Source organism: Duganella sp. CF402, assembly GCF_900109645.1.
Classification (GTDB): domain Bacteria; phylum Pseudomonadota; class Gammaproteobacteria; order Burkholderiales; family Burkholderiaceae_D; genus Rugamonas.
In genome coordinates this window covers 1-18,475 of the sequence record NZ_FOBG01000007.1, presented here as the reverse complement: position 1 = coordinate 18,475, position 18,475 = coordinate 1, and the positions used below count along the sequence as shown (strand labels likewise).

The 18,475-nt window shown below is 65.9% G+C and carries 17 protein-coding genes; all 17 read right to left on the bottom strand.

Annotated elements, in window-relative coordinates:
* Position 1: 1 nt before the first annotated feature.
* The gene (locus tag BMZ70_RS27400) at positions 2-478 is read right to left on the bottom strand and encodes a type II secretion system protein (protein ID WP_092281569.1); all 477 of its coding nucleotides are present in this window, start codon (positions 476-478) and stop codon (positions 2-4) included.
* A gap of 7 nt (positions 479-485) precedes the next feature.
* The gene (locus tag BMZ70_RS27395) at positions 486-2,399 is read right to left on the bottom strand and encodes a secretin N-terminal domain-containing protein (RefSeq protein WP_092281567.1); all 1,914 of its coding nucleotides are present in this window, start codon (positions 2,397-2,399) and stop codon (positions 486-488) included.
* Positions 2,399-2,977: a hypothetical protein gene (locus tag BMZ70_RS27390; protein WP_092281565.1), complete on the bottom strand. Its 579-nt coding sequence runs from the start codon at positions 2,975-2,977 to the stop codon at positions 2,399-2,401. Before BMZ70_RS27390 ends, BMZ70_RS27395 begins: the two co-directional genes overlap by 1 nt.
* Positions 2,974-3,549 carry a hypothetical protein gene (locus tag BMZ70_RS27385; RefSeq protein WP_092281563.1) on the bottom strand — a complete coding sequence of 192 codons (576 nt, stop codon included), beginning with the start codon at positions 3,547-3,549 and terminating at the stop codon, positions 2,974-2,976. The genes BMZ70_RS27390 and BMZ70_RS27385 overlap by 4 nt, the downstream gene beginning before the upstream one ends.
* Positions 3,534-4,073, bottom strand: a complete 540-nt coding sequence (locus BMZ70_RS27380; protein ID WP_092281561.1) for a hypothetical protein — start codon at positions 4,071-4,073, stop codon at positions 3,534-3,536. The genes BMZ70_RS27385 and BMZ70_RS27380 overlap by 16 nt, the downstream gene beginning before the upstream one ends.
* A 17-nt stretch (positions 4,074-4,090) precedes the next feature.
* Positions 4,091-4,885: a hypothetical protein gene (locus tag BMZ70_RS27375; RefSeq protein ID WP_092281559.1), complete on the bottom strand. Its 795-nt coding sequence runs from the start codon at positions 4,883-4,885 to the stop codon at positions 4,091-4,093.
* The gene (locus tag BMZ70_RS27370; protein ID WP_092281557.1) at positions 4,878-6,557 is read right to left on the bottom strand and encodes a GspE/PulE family protein; all 1,680 of its coding nucleotides are present in this window, start codon (positions 6,555-6,557) and stop codon (positions 4,878-4,880) included. Before BMZ70_RS27370 ends, BMZ70_RS27375 begins: the two co-directional genes overlap by 8 nt.
* Entirely contained in the window at positions 6,554-7,744 is a 1,191-nt protein-coding gene (locus BMZ70_RS27365; protein WP_092281555.1) for a type II secretion system F family protein, read from the bottom strand. Before BMZ70_RS27365 ends, BMZ70_RS27370 begins: the two co-directional genes overlap by 4 nt.
* Positions 7,745-7,758: 14 nt before the next feature.
* Entirely contained in the window at positions 7,759-8,190 is a 432-nt protein-coding gene (gspG, locus tag BMZ70_RS27360; RefSeq protein ID WP_092281553.1) for a type II secretion system major pseudopilin GspG, read from the bottom strand.
* Between the two features lie 86 nt (positions 8,191-8,276).
* Complete coding sequence (gene epsA, locus BMZ70_RS27355; RefSeq protein ID WP_092281661.1) at positions 8,277-9,077, bottom strand: XrtB/PEP-CTERM-associated transcriptional regulator EpsA; 801 nt, start codon at positions 9,075-9,077, stop codon at positions 8,277-8,279.
* A gap of 2 nt (positions 9,078-9,079) precedes the next feature.
* Positions 9,080-9,778 (bottom strand): winged helix-turn-helix domain-containing protein, encoded by a 699-nt coding sequence (locus tag BMZ70_RS27350; RefSeq protein ID WP_092281551.1) that lies wholly within the window; start codon positions 9,776-9,778, stop codon positions 9,080-9,082.
* A 110-nt stretch (positions 9,779-9,888) separates the two neighbouring features.
* The gene (locus BMZ70_RS27345; protein WP_092281549.1) at positions 9,889-10,527 is read right to left on the bottom strand and encodes an NF038129 family PEP-CTERM protein; all 639 of its coding nucleotides are present in this window, start codon (positions 10,525-10,527) and stop codon (positions 9,889-9,891) included.
* A 15-nt stretch (positions 10,528-10,542) separates the two neighbouring features.
* Entirely contained in the window at positions 10,543-13,542 is a 3,000-nt protein-coding gene (locus BMZ70_RS27340) for an ExeM/NucH family extracellular endonuclease (RefSeq protein WP_092281547.1), read from the bottom strand.
* A gap of 118 nt (positions 13,543-13,660) precedes the next feature.
* Positions 13,661-14,881, bottom strand: a complete 1,221-nt coding sequence (locus BMZ70_RS27335; RefSeq protein ID WP_165403625.1) for a glycosyltransferase family 4 protein — start codon at positions 14,879-14,881, stop codon at positions 13,661-13,663.
* Positions 14,856-16,271 (bottom strand): mannose-1-phosphate guanylyltransferase/mannose-6-phosphate isomerase, encoded by a 1,416-nt coding sequence (locus BMZ70_RS27330; protein WP_092281543.1) that lies wholly within the window; start codon positions 16,269-16,271, stop codon positions 14,856-14,858. Before BMZ70_RS27330 ends, BMZ70_RS27335 begins: the two co-directional genes overlap by 26 nt.
* Positions 16,268-17,431: a nucleotidyltransferase family protein gene (locus BMZ70_RS27325; protein ID WP_092281541.1), complete on the bottom strand. Its 1,164-nt coding sequence runs from the start codon at positions 17,429-17,431 to the stop codon at positions 16,268-16,270. The genes BMZ70_RS27330 and BMZ70_RS27325 overlap by 4 nt, the downstream gene beginning before the upstream one ends.
* A 40-nt stretch (positions 17,432-17,471) precedes the next feature.
* A partial coding sequence (locus tag BMZ70_RS27320) for a UDP-glucose dehydrogenase family protein (protein WP_139212913.1) occupies positions 17,472-18,475 on the bottom strand: 1,004 nt, incomplete at its 5' end.

Genomic DNA, 18,475 nt, shown 5'->3' with positions numbered 1-18,475 from the left:
GTCACCACTTTTTGTATGGTACGCCGTTCAGGCCGGATTTTTCGCTCAGGCTGTAGACGTCGTAGACGTCCTCGCCTTCCCTTGGCTGGTCCGGCTCGCTGGCGTAGCTGCGCTTGCCCCAGGTTTGCGCGTCGGCCAGCGTGCCGTCGGTATTGAAGGGATCGCGCGGCACGCGGCGCAGGAAGTAGATTTTGGTGTGGCGCGGGCTTTGCAGGTCCGGCACGCCCTCGGCCAGCAGTTCCAGCGTCTTGGGATAGCCGCTGGCGGCCAGCGTCTTGGTGATGCGGCCCTGGTCGTAGGCTTGCTTGTAGGCGTCCAGCGCGTGGCGGATGTCGCGTAGCGCCTCGCGCAAGTCCTGCTCCTGGCGGCGCTGCACCACCACTTGCGCGGTCGGAATCACCAGGGCACTCAGCAAGCCGAGGATGGCCAGCGTCACCAGCAATTCGATCAGGGTGAAACCGCGCGCGCGCATCGTCATGTCCCGCTTACTGCTGTAGTGGTTGCGGTTGCGGCTGCGGCGACGGCTCGGCCGCAGGCTGCGGTACCGTTTGCGGCTGGGCCACCGGCGCCTGCGGCTGCGCGGCTGGCGGCAGCGCCGGAGCCGGAGCCGGCTGCGCGGCGGCAGGCGCCACCGGTGCGCGCGGCGTCAGGTCCGGACGGCGCCGGAAGCTCGCCTCGGTGCCCGCCGAGAATTCCGAGGCCGACGCTTCCGGACGCTGCAGGTTGCGAATCAGGTGCGGCGTAATCGACAGCACAATCTCGGTCTTCTGGTTGTCGTCACGCTGGCTGCCAAACAGGCGGCTAACGATAGGCAGCTCGCTGAAACCCGGCACCTTGTTGGACGAATTGCGTTCCTCGTTGTTGATCAGGCCCGCCAGCACCTGGTTCTCGCCGTCCTTCAGCTGCAGCATGGTGGTCGCCTCGCGCGTGCCCAGCTGGTAGGCGGTGGTGCCGTTCTTGGTGGTGATGGTGTTCACCAGATTGCTGACCTGAAGTTCGAGACGTATCGCCACTTCGTTATTCAGATAGATGGTCGGCTCCGCCTTCAGCGTCAGGCCGACGTCGACATAGGTCACGGAATCGCTGGCGAAACCGCCCACGCCCGACGACACGGTAGACGTAATCACTGGCAGCTTGTCGCCGATGACGATCTTGGCCTTCTCCTTGTTACGCACGCGGATGCGCGGATTGGCCAGCAAGTTGGAGTCAGACGCGTTCTTGTTGGCGTTGATGGTCAGCTGCGTTCCCGTCACGGCGATGGTGCGCTGGTTGAGGTTATTCAAATCGCGGATTGTAATCGGGCTGCTGTTGGAACTGGACAGCACCGAGAAGCCCATCGAAGTGGGCCAAGCCACGCCGAGGTCCTGCAGGCTGGAACGCTTCACCTCCAGGATCTCCACCTCCAGCATCACCTCCGCCTCCGGCGCATCCTGCAGCGAAATTAAACGCTCGGCCAGGCGGATGGCTTCCGGCGTATCGCGCACGATGATGAGGTTGAGCTTTTCATCCACCACGATATCGCGCGACTTGAGAATGGTCTTGAGCGTATTGGCCACCAGCTTGGCCTCGGCGTTTGCCAGGAAGAAGGTCTTGACCGTCATCTCCTGGTATTCCTTCAGTTTGGCCGCCACGTTCGGATACACGAGAATGGTGTTGGCGTCCATGACCTGCTGTTCCAGCTGATTGGTCAGCAGCAGGAAGTAGATCGCCGATTCGACGGTGCTGTTCTTCAGCAGCACGGTGGTTTTCTGGTCGGTCTTCACATCCTTGTCGAACACGAAGTTGAGGCCCGAGCGGCGCGCGATCACGTCGAACACCTGCTTCAGCGGCGCGTCGCGGAACTCGATGGTGATCGGCTGCTTGTAGGCCTTCGACAGCCCGGTCTCCACCACCGGCGGCGCGCTCTTCTCGGTGGCCTCGCGCAGCATCAGGCGCGCTTTTTCGTGATTCGGCGATTCGGTCAGGATGGCGTTGAGGTTTTTCTTCGCCAGCTCGAACTCGTTCTTGTTGATGTGCTGCGCGGCCGCTTCCAGCATCCTGGCCTGACGGCTGTCACGCTCCAGCGTGCGCAAGCCGGCGACCGCGCGCTCGTTCTGGCCATCGATGGCCAGCACACGGCGGAAGCCCTGCTCCGCCGGCGCCATGCGGCCCTCTGCCTGGTCGCGCTCCGCCGTTTCCAGCAAGCGCTGGACGGCGCGGTCGCGCGCACCGATATAGGCGGTGCGATATTGCGCGTTGCCGGGATCGGCCTTCACCGCCTCCTGATATTTGGCCAGGCCAGCTTCCACCTGGTTCTTCGCGATCAGGTCATTGCCGTCGCGGTAGGCCATTTGCGCGGCGCAGCCGCTCAGCAGGATGGCCAGCGCGGCGCCGCTGCCTAGTTTCTTCAGGGTGGCCATCACTCAAGAGCTCCAATATTGATCTGTTGTTGCTGATTCAAAGGCAAATACGTCACCGACATCAGTGGCGGCATGATCTTCTCCACGCGGTAGGTGCCGTCGATGACGGTTTGCACGCGCACCGAATAAGTCTTGTCGCCGCGCGCGAGGAACACCTCCCAGGCGCCGTCGGCCAGCGCCTTGCCGATGTAGGTGAACGGCATGGGCGGCGCCATCGGCGGTGGCGGCGGCGTGTTCGATGGCGGCGGTGGTGGCGGCGGCGGCGGATTCCAGTTCTGCCCCATGAACACGCCCTCGCCGGAGGCAAACGTCGCATCGCCTGCTTCGCCCACCAGCTGCGCGCGCGGCACCAGCGCGAGGATGATGGTGTCGCCCGGCGCGGCGTCCTTGCCGGGGACGCGCGTCGTGGCCACGGTTGCCTGTGACGGAGATGGCGACGGCGACGATGCAGCGCCAGCGCCACGTTCGGCGCGCGCCACCGGCTCGGCAATGTCGCTGGACGGCGAGTTATCGCCAAACAGCACCAGCCCTGCCGCGCCCACTAGCGCCAGCGCCATCACGATCTGGTATGGCTTCATGGCTCGGCATCCTTCAGGTACAAGGTGAAGCGCAGGCGCGCTTCCACCGTGGGATCGGCGATGGTGTCGCGGCGGAAGCCCACTTCGTCCAGCGAGGCATACGGCATCGAGCGCAAGGCTTGCATGGCGAACTGCCAGATCGATTGATACGCGCCCTTCACCGGCAGGATGATCTGGTAGGTGCTGACACGGCTCGCCTTGTCGTAAGCCGCTTTGTACTCGCCCTGATTGAGCGTGAGGCCGGACTTGGCGGCGAGGTCGAACAGCACTTTGACCTGCTGCTCGGCGTAGCGCTTCTCGCCCAGCGCGTCGTAGAACGCAGCCAGATTCTGATTGGCGGACGGCGGTGGCGGCGGCGCCACCAGCGTGGATGGCGCGGGCAAAGGCTGGGCCATCACCTGCGCTTGCGCGGTGCGCTTCGGCAGCAACCACGCCCATGACGCGGCGCCGGCAGCGCACAGCGCGATCGCCACGCAAGCCGGCACGCCGATCCGCGTTGCGGCGATGCGGGCGCGCAGCAGCAGCGCAGGCACATTCACGGCCGCGTTCACATTGTTCATCGTGCCCGCCATGTCGCCTCCAGCTGGAATCGCAACGGCCGGTTCGGATCGGCGTCGTTGATTTCATGGCGGGTCAGGACCACGCCGCTGAAGCTGTCCTGGTCTTTCAGCGCGGCGACGTAATCGATCATATCGTCGCTGGTCTTGGTTTCGGCGGTGATGCGCAGGATGCGCTTGCGCGGATCGGGCTCCATCGCCACCAGCGCCACGGTGCGAGGCGTGGCGGCCAGCACCGCGTCCTGCAGCTCGCGCCACGGCAGGTTCAATTGCAGGATGGCGCCGTTGACGAAAGTGGCCTGCGCTTCGGGGATGGCGACGCGCGCCACTTCCGCCGCCGGACGAGCCGACAGCCTGGCCACGCGCTCCTGCAAATGCTGGAGTTGATGCTCGCGCTCGCGGCGTTGTTCGGCCAGTTGCCAGCCGCCGACCGCCGCTGCGGCGCACAGCAGCACGCCCACGCCGGCCAGCGCCAGCACGGCGGGATGGATGTGGAACAAGGTGCGGCGCACGCTGCGCGGCGCGAAGTCGATTTTCATTGCGCGGTTACCAAAATTCACGCGGAGCTCCCGGTCAGGGCGCTGCACGGAATGTGCGCGGCGTTGGTCACCGGCGCAGTCCACGCGGCGGGCACATTGCCGTTCACTTGCAGCAGCTGCGGCGCTTCCATGTCCAGCAACAACGCTTCGCGTTGCAGGGTTTGCGTCAGCCAGTAATGATCGGCGCCGTGCGGAATCGGCAGCGGACGGATGGCGCGCAGGCTTTTGCCATCGGCTTCGGTGGCGGCCAGCGTCAGCAGGCTGTCGTGTACATGGCCGAACCATGCGCCCTGCTTCAGTCCACGACGGCTGCGGTTCCATGCATTGACGAAGCGCGGCTCAATGGCGACGACTGCCAGCTTGCCGTCCTGCGCCACGGCGCCCAGCAGCGCCAGCAAGGCACGCGGCACGGCGGCGGCGAAGAATGGCTGCGCTGCGTCCCAGTCCGCAGAGACCTGCCATGCGGACGGCGGTTCGCCGTACAGTGACTGGAAGCGCAGGCCTGCCGCAGCTTCAAGATCGGCCATGCGCGCTGCGCCGGCTGGCGGCGTCACGCGCCACATGCGGGTCAATTCATCGGCCAGCACGAAGCTGACCGGCCAGCCGGCGACGTCCAATTCGCCCAGCAGCGCGCGCAAGGCGTTGGCGATGGCGTCGAACGGATGCTCGCCGGATGGCGTGATCTGCTGCGACGCCAGCGTTTGCGGCGCGACGGCGGCGCGGCCGGGCAAGCGCCAGCCGCCCACGCGCTGCACGCTCACCGCATGCGGCGCGACGTCGATGCGCAACGATAGGCCAATGGTTCTACGCATGCAAGGTCACCCGTTTAATTTCTGTCAGCGTGGTGCCGCCGCGCTTGACCAGTTCCAGCGCGGCCTGGCGCAGGCTGCGCGTGCCGTTGTCGTAGGCCGCCTGCTTGATCTGGCGGATCGGCCGCTTGTCGACGATCAGTTCCCGGATCTCGTCGTTCAGCGTGAGGATCTCGGCGATCGAACGGCGGCCCTTGTAACCGGTGCCGCGACAATCGCCGCAGCCCTTGCCCTGCATGAAGCGGTAGTCGTAGACGTCGGCGCGCGTCATGCCGACGCTGGCCAGTTCGTGGTCGTCCGGCGTGTACTCGGTGGCGCAGTGCGGGCAGTTGGTGCGGATCAGGCGCTGCGCCCAGATGCCGTTCAGCGCCGACACGAACGCGTAGGGATCGATGCCCATGTGGGTGAAACGGCCGAATACGTCGAACACATTATTGGCGTGCACGGTGGTCAGCACCAGGTGGCCCGTCAGCGCCGACTGCACGGCAATTTCCGCCGTCTCGCGGTCGCGGATTTCGCCGACCATGATTTTGTCCGGGTCGTGGCGCAGGATGGAGCGCAGCCCCTTCGCAAACGTCAGGCCCTTTTTCTCATTGACCGGGATTTGCAGGATGCCGGGCAGCTGGTATTCCACCGGATCTTCAATCGTGATGATTTTCTCGCGGCCGTTGTGGATCTCGGTCAGCGCCGCGTACAGCGTGGTGGTCTTGCCGGAGCCGGTCGGGCCGGTCACCAGCAGCATGCCGTAGGCTTCCTGCGCCAGCGTCCGCAGCGTCGACAGCGACGGCGCATCGAAGCCCAGCGCTTCCAGCGTCAGCGAGCCATAGGCTTCGATCATGGCGCGCTTGTCGAGAATACGGATCACCGCATCTTCGCCATGAATACTCGGCATGATCGATACCCGCAAATCGATCTCGCGCGAATTGGCTTCGACGCGGAAGCTGCCATCCTGCGGGACGCGGCGCTCGGCGATGTCCAGTTCCGCCAGCACCTTCAGGCGCGAGATGATCTGCTCCGCCACATCGACGCCGTTGACCGAGGTGGCGTGATCGAGCACGCCGTCCACGCGGTACTTCACCGCCAGGCCGCCGGCTGTGCTTTCAAGGTGGATGTCGGAGGCGCCGGCTTTCAGCGCATCGTACAAAGTCGAGTTGACCAGGCGGACCGCCGGGCTGGCGCCTTCCGACACCGAGGCAAACGACAGCACTGCCGCCGTCTTGCCGTCGCGCCGTCCCTCGCTGGCGCCGGGCAGCAGCGAGTCGGTGGCGCGTGCGGATTCTTCCTGCTTCGACAAATAAGCTTGAATGTCGGCTTGCAGCGCCAGCCGCGTGGCCAGCGGTGCCTGCGGCGTGGCGCGCGCCTGCGTGCCGAGCCAGGTCTGCAAATCGAGATCGAAGGGATCGGCGATCACGCCCACCACCACGCCGTCGTGCCCGCGCAGCAGCACGCAATGACGCGCCATCGCCTGCGACAGCGGCAGCAAGTCCCACGCCGGCTCGTAGGCCAGCATGTCGACCGTCTCCAGCACCGCCATGCCGAACGGCTGCGCCAGCGCATGCACCAGCTCACGCGGCTCGGCGCCGGTCAGCCCTTCAAGTTCTTCCACCAAAGTACGCTTGGATTGCTGGCGCAGGTGGCGCGCGCGCGCCAGCAAGCTGGTATCGATCTGCGTCACGACATATCTCCCGCCAGATCGAAGATCGGCATATACAGCAGCACCACGATGGCGCCGACCACCAGCCCGATGGCCGCCATCAGCAGTGGTTCAAACGTGCGTGTGAAGCGTTCGATCCAGCGGCTGATTTCGCCGTCGTAGAACGCCGCCGACTGGGTCAGCATCGGTCCCATGTCGCCGGTGCGCTCGCCCACGCGCAGCATGCGCAGCGAGATCGGCGTGGTCAGATGCGCGGCCTCGAACGCGGTCGACAGCGGCAGGCCCGATTCCACGGCGGCGCGCGCGGTTTGCAGGTTGGCGCGCATCGCCGGCGACACCATGCCCTGCACCGTTTCAATCGCGTGCACGATGGTGATGCCGCCCTCGCTCAACATGCCGAGCGTGAGGTACAGCCGCGATAACTCATAAATCCGCACCCGCTCGCCGATGCCGGGCAGCTTGCCCAGCAAGCGCGCCATGCCGCCGCTGGCCAGCAGCTGGCGCACACCCAGCACCAGCGCGCCCAGCACGGCGGCGATCCCGGCCAGCAGCAGCGTGGTGTGCGATCCGGCGAACTGGCCCCAGTTCAGCATCTGCTGCGACAGCCACGGCAGGTTGCGGCCGGCGCCCTGGTACACCTCGGCGAAGCGCGGCACCACGTAGCCGATCAGGAACAGGCTCACACCGCCGCCGACCAGCAGCAGGATGCACGGATAAATCGCGGCCGACACCAGCTTGGCGCGCACCAGGTCAATGCGCTGCTGGTAGTCGATGAAACGGGAAAGAGAACGCGGCAGGTCCGAGGTGCCCTCGGCCGCCTTGACGATACCGACATACAGCGGCGGGAACAAGTCCGGCTGCTCGGCCAGCACGGCGGAAAAACGCTGGCCTTCGCGCAGCCCGGCCAGCAGCCGTTCCAGCACGCCGCGTGTCGCCGGGTTGGTCTCCTTTTCCAGCAAGGCTTCCAGCCCTTCGACAATGCCAAGGCCGGCGGTCAGCAGCGCCAGCAACTCCTGGCTGAACAACACCAGCGAGAGCGCGCGGCGCTTGCCGCCACGGCCCGGCAGGCCGCTGCGCTTAGGCGTGATCGAACTGACGAACAAGCCGCGCGCCTCGACCTGACGGCGCGCGTCTGCCTCATCCCGCCCATCGATCACCAGATGGGAGATGACCATATCGGCCGACAAGGTGCGCACGTCGAACTGCATGGGGAGGGAAAGGCTTAGCGCGAATTGATGTCGGCGTCCTCGCCGGTGCCGCCCGGCTGGCCGTCGCGGCCTTCCGAGGTGATGATGTACTCAGCGCCCGCTTCCGGACCTTTGTATTTGTAGGCGTGGCCCCACGGATCCGGCGGGATGCCTTTTTTCAGGTACGGCCCGTTCCACTTGGCGCCGGCGTTGTTGGGCGCCGCCACCAGCGCGCCGAGGCCCTCTTCGGTGCTCGGATAGCGGCCGACGTCGAGGCGGTAGGTGTCGAGCGCTTTTTCAAACGCCTCGATCTGCGCCTTGGCGATGGTGACTTCGGATTTGCCCAGCTGGGCGAAGTATTTCGGCCCCACGTAAGCGGCCAGCAAACCAATGATGACGATCACCACCAGCAGTTCCAGCAGGGTAAAGCCGGCTGCCTTGCGCGCGCCATTTTTTACGACATCCATCCCAACAACTCCTCTGCGATTTAGCTGCCGACTCAAAGCCAGAGGCTACCACGCGGTTTGTATCTATGACAATCTTTTCTTGCTATTCAGGCCGCGCGGGCCAGCGTTTGCAACGGTTGCTCGAACAGATGCAGCGCCATGCCGCGCGCGATCGCCTGGGCGCGGTTGGACACGCCCAGCAGGCGGTACACCCGCTGCAGGTGGTTTTTCACCGTCAGGCCACTGATGCCGAGAATCAGGCCGATTTCCTCGTTGCTCTTGCCTTCCCTCACCCAGTGCAGGATTTCCGCCTCGCGCGCGCTGACCGGCCGCGCCAGCGTGCCGGCCCGGGCCTGCGCCTGCTGGCGGTTGATGCGCTGCAAACTCATGTGCAGGTAGGGCAACAACAGCTCGAGGAAGTAGGCCTGGCGCGGACGCGGCCGGTGCGGCAGGCCGAACAGCGCGAAGAAGGTGGAGCCGCCCGGCAGTCGTTCGCTGGCGTGCACCAGCAGGTTTTCCAGCCCCAGTTCGCGCAGCTCGCCCTGGAACGGCGCCAGCCCGTGGCCGGCCTTGAGCGGATCGGCGCCGGGGCCCGCATCCAGCATGGCCGGCAGGCGGCCGCCCTGGCGGCAATGGCGCGCCAGCCGCAAGGCCAGTCCGTCTTCGCGATGGCTGAGGCGGTCCAGCAGGCCCGCATCCAGCACCGTGCTGTGCAGGCATTCCACGTGTTGCAGCTCATCGTGCGCGCCGAACTGCAGGCACACCATCAGCTGGTGCGGCAGCAGCGCCTGCAACTGGCCCTGGGTCCACAGGAAGAACTGGCGCGCGTCCTGCACCGGCAGCGCGGCTTCGATGGCGTGCAGCAGGTATTCCTGCTCCAGCTTGCTGAGGATGACCAGCTGTTCCACGCTCACGCCTGCGCCGCGACAAAGCGGTAGCCGCTGCCGCGCACGGTTTCGATGCGCTGCTGGTAGCCGCTCGGCTGCAAGGCGCTGCGCAGGCGGCCGACATGGGTGTCGACGGTGCGCTCGTCGAGGTAGGCGGCGCTGCCCCACACCTGGTCCAGCAGCTGGGCGCGGGTGTGCACACGCTCCGGATGGCTCATCAGGTAGTTGAGCAGCTTGAATTCGACCCGGCCCAGCGCCAGTTCGCGGGCGCCGGCGGTGACGCGCTGGGTGCACGGATCGAGCCGCAGGCCGGCCAGTTGCACCGGCGCCTCGGCCGCCATCACCGACTGCCAGCGGCGCAGCAGGCAATGCACGCGCGCCACCATCTCGCGCGGGCTGAAGGGTTTGGTCATGTAATCGTCGGCGCCGGCTTCCAGCGCCATGATCTTGTCCGGCTCGCCGCAGCGGGCGGTCACCATCATGATCGGCAAGGTGCGCGTGCGCGATTGCGCGCGCAGGCGGCGCACCAGCGACAGCCCGGACTGGCCCGGCAGGTTCCAGTCCAGCAGCACCATGTCGGGCAGGCTGTCTTCCAGCATCAGCATGGCGCTTTCGGCGTCGGCCGCGCGGCTGACCCGATGGCCGGCCATGCCCAGGTTAAGGGCGATCAGCTCTTGTATCGCGGGCGTGCATTCAATGACGAGGATGTGAGCGGCTGGCATAGCGTTTCCCTGTAAAGAAAACACTATGCAATAAGCAATCTGGCTTTACTAATATGATTTCGCTGGCGGATTCAGATTTTAAAAATATAAATCCGCCAGTTCTTCTGCGATTAAGCCTGCTGGCGACGGCGCATGAAGCCCAGCAGTGCCAGGCCGCCGGCCAGCATGGCCCAAGTCGATGGCTCAGGCACCGGCGCGGTCACGGTTGGAATGGTGTTGACCAGTGGCGTAGCCGCCACAGCGCCCGCGTTTGCCGTCACGCCGGCGGTCCAGTTCAGCTGCACCAGCGAGCCGGACGGGTCCGACGTACCGAGGTAGGCGTTGGCGTCGGCGTTCATCAGCGCCACCGAGAACACCGAACCGCCCGAGGTCTGGGCCGGGTCGGCGTCGCCGCTGAAGCTGACGTTGAAACCGACCTTGCCGCCGCTGAAGCTCACCGCGTGGAACAGGTCGTTCCAGCCGCCCGGGTCGTCGTTGGCGATGGTGTAGCCGCCGGCCAGCGAGCCGCTGACGCTGCCGGCCAGCTGGGCGCTGCTGCTGTCGCCAAAGCCGATGAAGTCAGTCAGCGTGACCGAGGCCAGCGCGGTGCCGGCGTTGCCCGGATTGAACTGGATGTCGATCCAGCCGTCGCCGCCAAACGTCGAGGTGTCGAACTCGACGTGGTAGGTGGCGGCCGACGCCAGGCTGGCGCATGCGGCCAGGGCCAGCGCCAGCAGGCTGCGGCGCAAAGTGATGGAGGTGTTAAACATGGTCGTGATCCTTACTTAAAAAGTGCCGCTGTAGACTTGGGTGGTGTAGGTGATCGCTGCGGTGCCGGTCTTGGTGAAGGCCACCGGCACGGTCAGCGTGGCGCCTGCCGCCAGGCTGCTGGTGTTGGCCGTCAGGTACGGCACGCCGCTGCGGTTGCCGCTGGCGTTGACCAGCACCACGCCGCTCGGCAGGCCGCCCAGCGACACCTGCAGCGGGCCGGTGATGGCCGCGCCGCTGGTGTTGGTGATGCTCAGGGTGCCGCTCCACTGGCCGCTCAGGCGCGCGTAGGTCAGGCCCGAGCTCACCGTTTTGACGCTGCTGCTGACGTCGGTGTACGGCGCTTGCAGGTTGAGGCTGATCACCACCGGGTCGTGGTCCGAGGCGCGGTATGGCGCGCTGGTGTACTTGTCCTGCGGCTTGGCGTCGGTGTTGTAGTCCAGCACGGTCGGCTCGTCGGCGTTGTTATGCCATTCGGCCGCATCCACCACCTGCGGGCTCAGCGCGGCGCTGGCCAGCGCGTGGTCGAGGTAGCCCGCTTCGCCGTTGAACACGAACGAGTACGGCATGTTGCCGCTGCCGCGCACGAAGCGCTCCAGCTGGTTGACGTAGCCGGCGGCGGTGATGGCGGCGATCGGGTCTTCCTGGCCGTAGGAGTTGAAGTCGCCGATCAGCAGCACCTTGGCGTCGCCGGCGGCGGCCACCACTTGCGGTACGAAGGCGCCGGTCAGGCGGTTGGCCTGCTGGATACGGGTGGCGTTCCAGCAGCTCTGGCTGTCGCCCTGGTCGGCGTCGGCGCCGCTGGTCGGGCAGCTGCCCTTGGATTTCAAGTGATTCACCACCAGCGAGAACTTGGCGCCGTTGTTGGCCTTGAAGGTCTGCGCCATCGGCGGCCGGTTGTTGATGGCGTCGCCGTCGGACAGCGCGCCGCCCACCAGCGTCAGCGCCGACGGCTTGTAGATCATGGCCACGCGGATGGCGTCGGTGCCGGTGGCGTTCGGCTTCGGCACCACGGCGTAGGTCTTGATGCCGGTGCCCGGCGAGATCGCTTCGTTCAGTGCGTCAACCAGCTTGGTGACGGTGTACTCGCCGCTGTTCTGGATTTCCATCAGGCCGTAGACGTCGGCGTTGATGGCTTTCAGCTCGCCGACAATCTTGGCGGTCTGGCGGTTGAACTCGTTCAGGTTGTCGGCGCCACGGCAGTTGGACTTGGACACGCTGGTGCCCAGCGAGCAGCCCTGGCCGGTAGCGCCGGTCACGTCGGTGCCGTCGGTGAAGGTGGTGAAGTAGTTCAGCACGTTGGCGCTGGCCACCTTGATGTTGCCGCTCGCCAGCGCCGGCGGTTCGGCGCGCGGATTATCGTGCGAGAACACCGGGGCCACGGTCGGCTGCAGCTTGAAGCCGGCGCCGCCACCGCCCTTGGCGCCGAAGTCGACCACGCCGGTCAGGTCGGACACGGTGTCGCCGGCGCGCAGCGAGCCGTCTGCGCCCAGGTAAGGAATGGTGGTCGGGGTGACGAAGATGCCGTCGTCCAGCACGATCTGGTTGAGCTGGTTGGCGGCCGCTTGCGCGATGGCTTCCGCCGTGCCTGGGCGGTAGCGGTTGGAGGCGATTTCCAGGCGGCCCGAGGACAGCGTGATTTCGCCACGGGTGCCGAGGAATTCCAGCTGCGACAGGGTCAGCGGGCTGCTGAAGCGCACCAGCATGCCTTCCACGCGGCCGAGGTTGGCGTGCGGCAGCTGGATGTTGGTCGGGGCGATGCTGACGCCGCCGGCCAGCTTGGCGATCGCGCTCACGCTTTGCATCTCGGTGTAGGAACGGGTGGCGCCGGTCGGTGTGTACTCGGTGATGCTGCCGGTGATGCGGATGCGGTCGCCGACCTGCACGGTGCCGATGTTGGCGGCGGTGGTGAAGATGAACAGGCCGTCCGAGGTCAGCGGATTGCCGTCGCCCGCCTCGTCCTGGATGAAGAAGCCGGAGCCGACCTTGGCGGTCACCACGCCCTCGGTGGTCTGCACGGTGCCGGCGTACGGGCTGGCGTCGCCCTCGCCCTGGATTTGCGGAATGCTGTGGGTGACAGCGGCCGGCGCGGCCACGCTGACGCTGATGGCGCAGCTGGTTTCCTGCGCCTGGTCGTTGCCGAACTTGACGGTCACCGGATAGGTGCCGGCCGCTACGCTGGCGGCGATGCTCAGGCTGGCGGTGGCGGTGCCGCCCGCGCCCGAGGCGGCCAGGAAGTTAATCAGGCTGATGCCGGGCACCGCGCTCGAGGTGATCACCGCGCTGTTGACGGTGCCGTCGCTGTCGGTGGCGCTCAGGTCGGCGCTGCCGTCGACGCCGGCGGCCAGCGCCAGGTTGGCCGGGCACGTGGCGACGATGGCCGGAGCCGGCGGTGCGCCGCACACGTTGAAGGCGCTGGCGGTGTTGCGCGGGGTCGGCGCGCCGATGGCGAAGTCGGCGCTGTTGTTGTCGGTGTCGGTGCAGCCGCCGTTGGCGCGCAGTGCGCCGGTGGTGTTGCTGAGGACGGCAGTAGCCGTGCCCTCGGCGTAGTTGGCGCCGCCGAAGCCGATCAGGTCGACAAAGGTGCCGGCGGCCGGCGAGGCGCTGGCCAGCGCGGTGGTGTTGCTCACCAGCGCCACCTTGCCGGCGGTGCCGCTCATGGCGATGGTGGCGGCCGCGTCCGGGGTCGGCAGCGCGGTGGTGCCGCCGGCGCCCGGCCCTTCCTGCACCAGGTAGTACTGGCCCGGCTTGAGCTTCAGGCCGTTCAGCTTGGTCACCTGCCAGCTGGTGCCCGTCGCGCTGGCGTATTGCACGCTCCAGCCGGTCAGGTCGACGTCGGCGCTGCCACGGTTGAACAGTTCGATGAAGTCGTTCTTGTAGGTGGCGCCGCTATTGCCGCCGCCGCCATACACCTGGCTGATGACCACCGACGAATCGGCAAACGCAGGCGCCGCCAGGGCGCCCAGCAGTGCGGCAGCCATCGCGGTGCGCGCTGGCGGAGGGAGGAGTTTTTTCATGGCCTGTCCTGAAATATTAACAAAATGGTTTTGAAACTTGCATTTTGCATATTACGGGGCAGTCATGACGCCATCATGACGGGACGTTAGTCCGAACAGACTAAAGCTGTGATGTAACTCAAAGGTAGCGCGCGTACACCTGCTGATATTGCCCGGCGATGGCGGCCGCGCCATAGGCCAGGCTGGCCTCGCGCGCCTTGGCCGCCCAGCTGGCGTGGTCGCGGCGCAGCGCCGGCAGCAAGTCCGCCAGGCTGGCGTACAAGGCGTCGGCGCTGACTTCCGGCAGCACCAGTCCGGCGCCGGGCGCCACCAGTTCCGGCATGCCGCCGACCGGCGTCACCACCACTGGCTTGCCGAAGGACATGGATTCAATCACCACCCGGCCCAGCGGTTCATTCCATACCGACGGCGCCACCGTCACATCCACGCGCGGGAAAAAGGTGGGGGGATTCACATGGCCGAGAAAATCGACCGGCAAGCCTTCGGCCTGGCGGCGCAGTTCGGCCACATAGTCGGGATGGCCTTCGCCGCCGATCAGCAGGCGCAAAGCGCCCTGGCTGGCGTCCGCGTGCAGGCGGCGGAACGCCTGCAGCAGCAACTCCACGCCTTTCGCCGGCACCAGCCGGCCGATGAAGCCCAGCACCAGTTCGGCGCCGGGCGCGCGCAGCTCGGGCGCGGCCGGGCCGTCATATGAATTGTAGATAACCGACGCCGGTACGCCGTCGAAATAGTCGTTTTGCTGATGGCGCTCCAGCATGAAACGGCTGATGCCCACCACATGCTGGATCCGCTGCGACACCATGCGGCGCGGCCAGGCAAACGGCGCGCAGCTGCCGCAAGGGCGCGCGCAACTGTGCTCGCCCTTCATCATCGTGGTACGCGGGCACTGCAGATAGAAATCGCGCGTGGTGTGCACCACCGGCAGGCCCAGCGCATGCGCTGCGGACCAGGCCGCAACGGAAAAACCGGACAGGTTATTGGTGTGCAGCACTTGCGCGCCGCTGGCTTTCAGCGTCGCGCGCACATCGGCGCGTGCGCCGAGGTTATAGCTGTCGCGCGCATGCCATACCAGGCGCGACACAGCGCCCACATCGCCACCCACCTCGGACGGCAAATAGGCGTTGCGGATCGACAGGCGCCGGATGTTGACGCCGTTGTGACTTTGCGGCGCGGCGGCCGCGTCGCCCAGCGCCAGCACGGTGACCTCGTGCCCTAGGCCCACCAGGCCTTCGGCCAGGATGCGCACCGAGCGTTCGGCGCCGCCCCGCTCCTCCGGGTAGTAGTAGGAATTGAGCAGGGCGATCTTCATGCGGTCATGCGCGCTGGTAGACGTCTTCAAAGCGCACGATGTCATCCTCGCCCAGATAGCTGCCCGACTGCACCTCGATCAGGTGCAGCGGCAGCTTGCCCGGATTTTCCAGGCGGTGGGTCATGCCGATCGGGATGTAGGTCGATTCGTTCTCGGTCAACAGCGTCACCTTGTCGCCGCAGGTCACGCTGGCCGTGCCGCTGACCACGATCCAGTGCTCGGCGCGGTGATGGTGCATCTGCAGCGACAACTTACCGCCCGGATTGACCGTGATGCGCTTGACCTGGAAACGCTCGCCCAGGTCGATGCCTTCGTAGCAGCCCCACGGACGGTACACCTTGGTGTGGTGCACGTGCTCGGTGCGCTGCTGCTGCTTCAGATGGTCCACCACCTGCTTGACGCGCTGCACCTGGTCGCGGTGCGCCACCAGTACCGCGTCGTCGGTTTCCACCACGACCAGGTCTTTCACGCCGATCAACGCCACCATGCGGCGCTCGGCGCGCACCAGCGAATTGCTCACGCCGTCCAGGTAGACGTCGCCACGCACCGCGTTGCCGTGCTCGTCATGCGGCTGCACGTCGTGCAGCGCCGACCATGAACCAACGTCGCTCCAGCCGATGTCGGCCGGCACCACCACTGCGCGGCGGGTGTGCTCCATCACCGCATAGTCGATCGAGTCCGACGGCGAGGCCGCGAACTGCTGTTCATGCAGGCGGCAGAAATCGAGGTCGCTGTAACCTTCGCGCACCGCCGCTTCGGCAGCGCCGGCAATGGCTGGGCTGTGCACCGCCAGCTCGTCCAGGTAGGCCTTGGCGCGGAACAGGAACATGCCGCTGTTCCAGTAGTAGCCGCCATCGGCCACGAAGCCGCGCGCGGTGTCGGCGTTTGGTTTTTCAACGAAGCGCTCGACCTGGTAGGCGCCGCTGGCCGCCACGGCGGCGCCACGGCGGATGTAGCCATAGCCGGTTTCCGGCGCGGTCGGCACGATGCCGAAGGTGGCCAGCGCGCCGTCGGCCACCGCCTGCGCGGCCAGCCGCACGGCCGCCTCGAAGGCGCCCGGCTGCTCGATCACGTGGTCGGCCGGCAGCACCAGCATGACCGCGTCAGGGTCTCGCGCCAGCAGGAAGTGGGCGGCGGCAGCCACCGCCGGCGCGGTATTGCGGCCGGCCGGTTCCAGCAAGATGCCCAGCGGCGCCACGCCGATTTCACGCAGCTGCTCGGCCACCAGGAAGCGGTGTTCATTGCCGCACACGATCAGCGGCGCCTGCACATCGGCCCAGCCGTGGCAGCGCAGCACGGTTTCCTGCAGCATGGTCTGGCCCGAAATCAGCGGCAGCAGTTGCTTCGGCAGCGCGGCACGGGACAGTGGCCACAGACGGGTGCCGGCGCCGCCGGACAGAATCACTGGATAAATTTTCATACGACGCTACTCTCTTTTTCTTCGTTTTCCAAGCCGTTTTCAGAACGGCGCTTGTTACGGCGATCACGCGCATTGGTCCATTCGTCCGGATTGTACTCGGACACATGGCGCATCTCGCCGGCGCGGTTGACACTGTAATCTTTGAAGACAATCATCTCTTCAAGCCTTACATTGTGTAACACCCGCGTGTACTCGAACAGCACGCTGCGCTCTACGGTGGCGCCGCTGCAAATATGGCTGCCATGACCAATCCAGGTCGGGCCGATAATGGTGCTGCCAGCCTCAATTTTACAGCCAGAGCCGATATACACCGGCCCTTCGATGGTGGTGCCTTCCCAGTCGATGCTGGTGTTCAGGCCGCTCCAGATGCCATCTGCCAGCTGGATGCCGGGTACGTCCATGTGAGCCACTTCGCCCATCATCACGCTTTGCGACACTTCCCAATAGTCCTTGACGCTGCCGATGTCGATCCAGCTGAAGCTGCGCTTCTGGGCATAGAACGGCAAGCCCTTCTCCACCAGCAGCGGGAACAGGTCGGAACCAATGTCGAACACGTCCCCACTCGGGATCAGGTCCAGCACTTCCGGCTCGAAAATATAGATGCCGGTGCTGGCGCAGTTCGACAAGGCCTCGGCCTGGGCCGGTTTTTCCTGGAAGGCCGTGATGCGGCCGTCCTTGTCGCTGACCACCACGCCGTAGCTTTCCACCTTATCCCACGGCACCTCGCGGGTGATCACGGTGGCCAGCGCGCCCTTGCGGCGGTGCTCAAACAAGGCCGACTTGATGTCCAGGTTGATGACGGCATCGCCGCACAGCACGATGGTGGTGTCGTCGAAGAAGCCGCCAAATTCCTGGATCTTCTTCATGCCGCCAGCCGAGCCCAGCGGCTGAGGCACCACTTCACCGCTGTCCGTGGTATAGCCCTCGAAGGAATAACCAATCTGCACGCCATACTGGTGGCCCTCACCAAAATAGTCCTCGATCTTCTCGTGCAGATAACTGACGTTGCACATGATCTCGGTGACGCCGTACTTGGCCAGGTGCTCAATCAGGTAGGCCATCACCGGCTTGCCGAGAATGGGGATCATGGGCTTGGGCAGATCGTAGGTCAAAGGGCGCACTCGCGTCCCCTTGCCCGCTGCTAATATCATTGCTTTCATGCTGGTCTTCCTGTGATGGAGAAATCCGTCACCCGCCGCATTAACGGCGGCCGATGGCGAAATATTCCAGGCCGTGTTGGCGCACCTGAGCCGGCTGGTACAGATTGCGGCCGTCGAAGATCACCGGCTGGCGCAGCGCTGCCTTGATCTGCTCGAAATTCGGCACGCGGAATTCCTTCCATTCGGTGACGATGACCAGCGCATCAGCCTCTTGCAGCGCCGCCATCTGCGTATCGACGTAGCGCAGGCGCTGGTCGTCGCCGAAGATGCGGCGCGACTCGTCCATCGCCACCGGATCGTAGGCCGTCAACGTGGCGCCCATTTCCCACAAGCCCTCGATCACCACCCGGCTCGAGGCCGCGCGCATGTCATCGGTGTTCGGCTTGAAGGCCAGGCCCCACAGCGCGAAATGCTTGCCGCGCAGGTCGCTGCCAAAGCGGCTGCGGATCTTCTGCAGCAGCAGGTGCTTTTGCGCCTCGTTGGCCTCCTCCACCGCGTTCAGCACGCGCACCGGCGAGTCGTTCTCTTCCGCCGTGCGGATCAGCGCCTGCACGTCTTTCGGGAAGCACGAGCCGCCGTAGCCGCAGCCTGGATACAGGAAGTGGAAGCCGATGCGCGGGTCGGAACCGATGCCCACGCGGACCTGCTCGATATCGGCGCCCAGCTTGTCGGCCAGATTGGCCAGCTCGTTCATGAACGAGATGCGGGTGGCCAGCATGGCGTTGGCGGCGTACTTGGTCAGCTCGGCCGAGCGCACGTCCATCACGATCACGCGGTCGTGGTTGCGGATGAACGGCGCGTACAGTTCGCGCATCAGCGCGATGCCGCGCTCGTCGTCGGCGCCCACCACCACGCGGTCGGGACGCATGAAGTCTTCGACCGCCGCGCCTTCTTTCAGGAATTCCGGATTCGACACCACCGAGTACGGCAGCGCCAGCTCGCGCTTTGCCAATTCCTCGGCAATCGCCGCGCGCACCTTGTCGGCCGTGCCCACCGGCACCGTCGACTTGTCGATCACGACCTTGTATTCGGTCATGTGACGAC

Excerpts from the sequence above, each read along its gene's own strand:
- BMZ70_RS27400 (WP_092281569.1), bottom strand. The coding sequence starts at position 478 with ATGACGATGCGCGCGCGCGGTTTCACCCTGATCGAATTGCTGGTGACG.
- BMZ70_RS27395 (WP_092281567.1), bottom strand. The coding sequence starts at position 2,399 with ATGGCCACCCTGAAGAAACTAGGCAGCGGCGCCGCGCTGGCCATCCTG.
- BMZ70_RS27390 (WP_092281565.1), bottom strand. The coding sequence starts at position 2,977 with ATGAAGCCATACCAGATCGTGATGGCGCTGGCGCTAGTGGGCGCGGCA.
- BMZ70_RS27385 (WP_092281563.1), bottom strand. The coding sequence starts at position 3,549 with ATGGCGGGCACGATGAACAATGTGAACGCGGCCGTGAATGTGCCTGCG.
- BMZ70_RS27380 (WP_092281561.1), bottom strand. The coding sequence starts at position 4,073 with ATGAAAATCGACTTCGCGCCGCGCAGCGTGCGCCGCACCTTGTTCCAC.
- BMZ70_RS27375 (WP_092281559.1), bottom strand. The coding sequence starts at position 4,885 with ATGCGTAGAACCATTGGCCTATCGTTGCGCATCGACGTCGCGCCGCAT.
- BMZ70_RS27365 (WP_092281555.1), bottom strand. The coding sequence starts at position 7,744 with ATGCAGTTCGACGTGCGCACCTTGTCGGCCGATATGGTCATCTCCCAT.
- gspG (WP_092281553.1), bottom strand. The coding sequence starts at position 8,190 with ATGGATGTCGTAAAAAATGGCGCGCGCAAGGCAGCCGGCTTTACCCTG.
- BMZ70_RS27350 (WP_092281551.1), bottom strand. The coding sequence starts at position 9,778 with ATGCCAGCCGCTCACATCCTCGTCATTGAATGCACGCCCGCGATACAA.
- BMZ70_RS27345 (WP_092281549.1), bottom strand. The coding sequence starts at position 10,527 with ATGTTTAACACCTCCATCACTTTGCGCCGCAGCCTGCTGGCGCTGGCC.
- BMZ70_RS27340 (WP_092281547.1), bottom strand. The coding sequence starts at position 13,542 with ATGAAAAAACTCCTCCCTCCGCCAGCGCGCACCGCGATGGCTGCCGCA.
- BMZ70_RS27330 (WP_092281543.1), bottom strand. The coding sequence starts at position 16,271 with ATGAAAATTTATCCAGTGATTCTGTCCGGCGGCGCCGGCACCCGTCTG.
- BMZ70_RS27325 (WP_092281541.1), bottom strand. The coding sequence starts at position 17,431 with ATGAAAGCAATGATATTAGCAGCGGGCAAGGGGACGCGAGTGCGCCCT.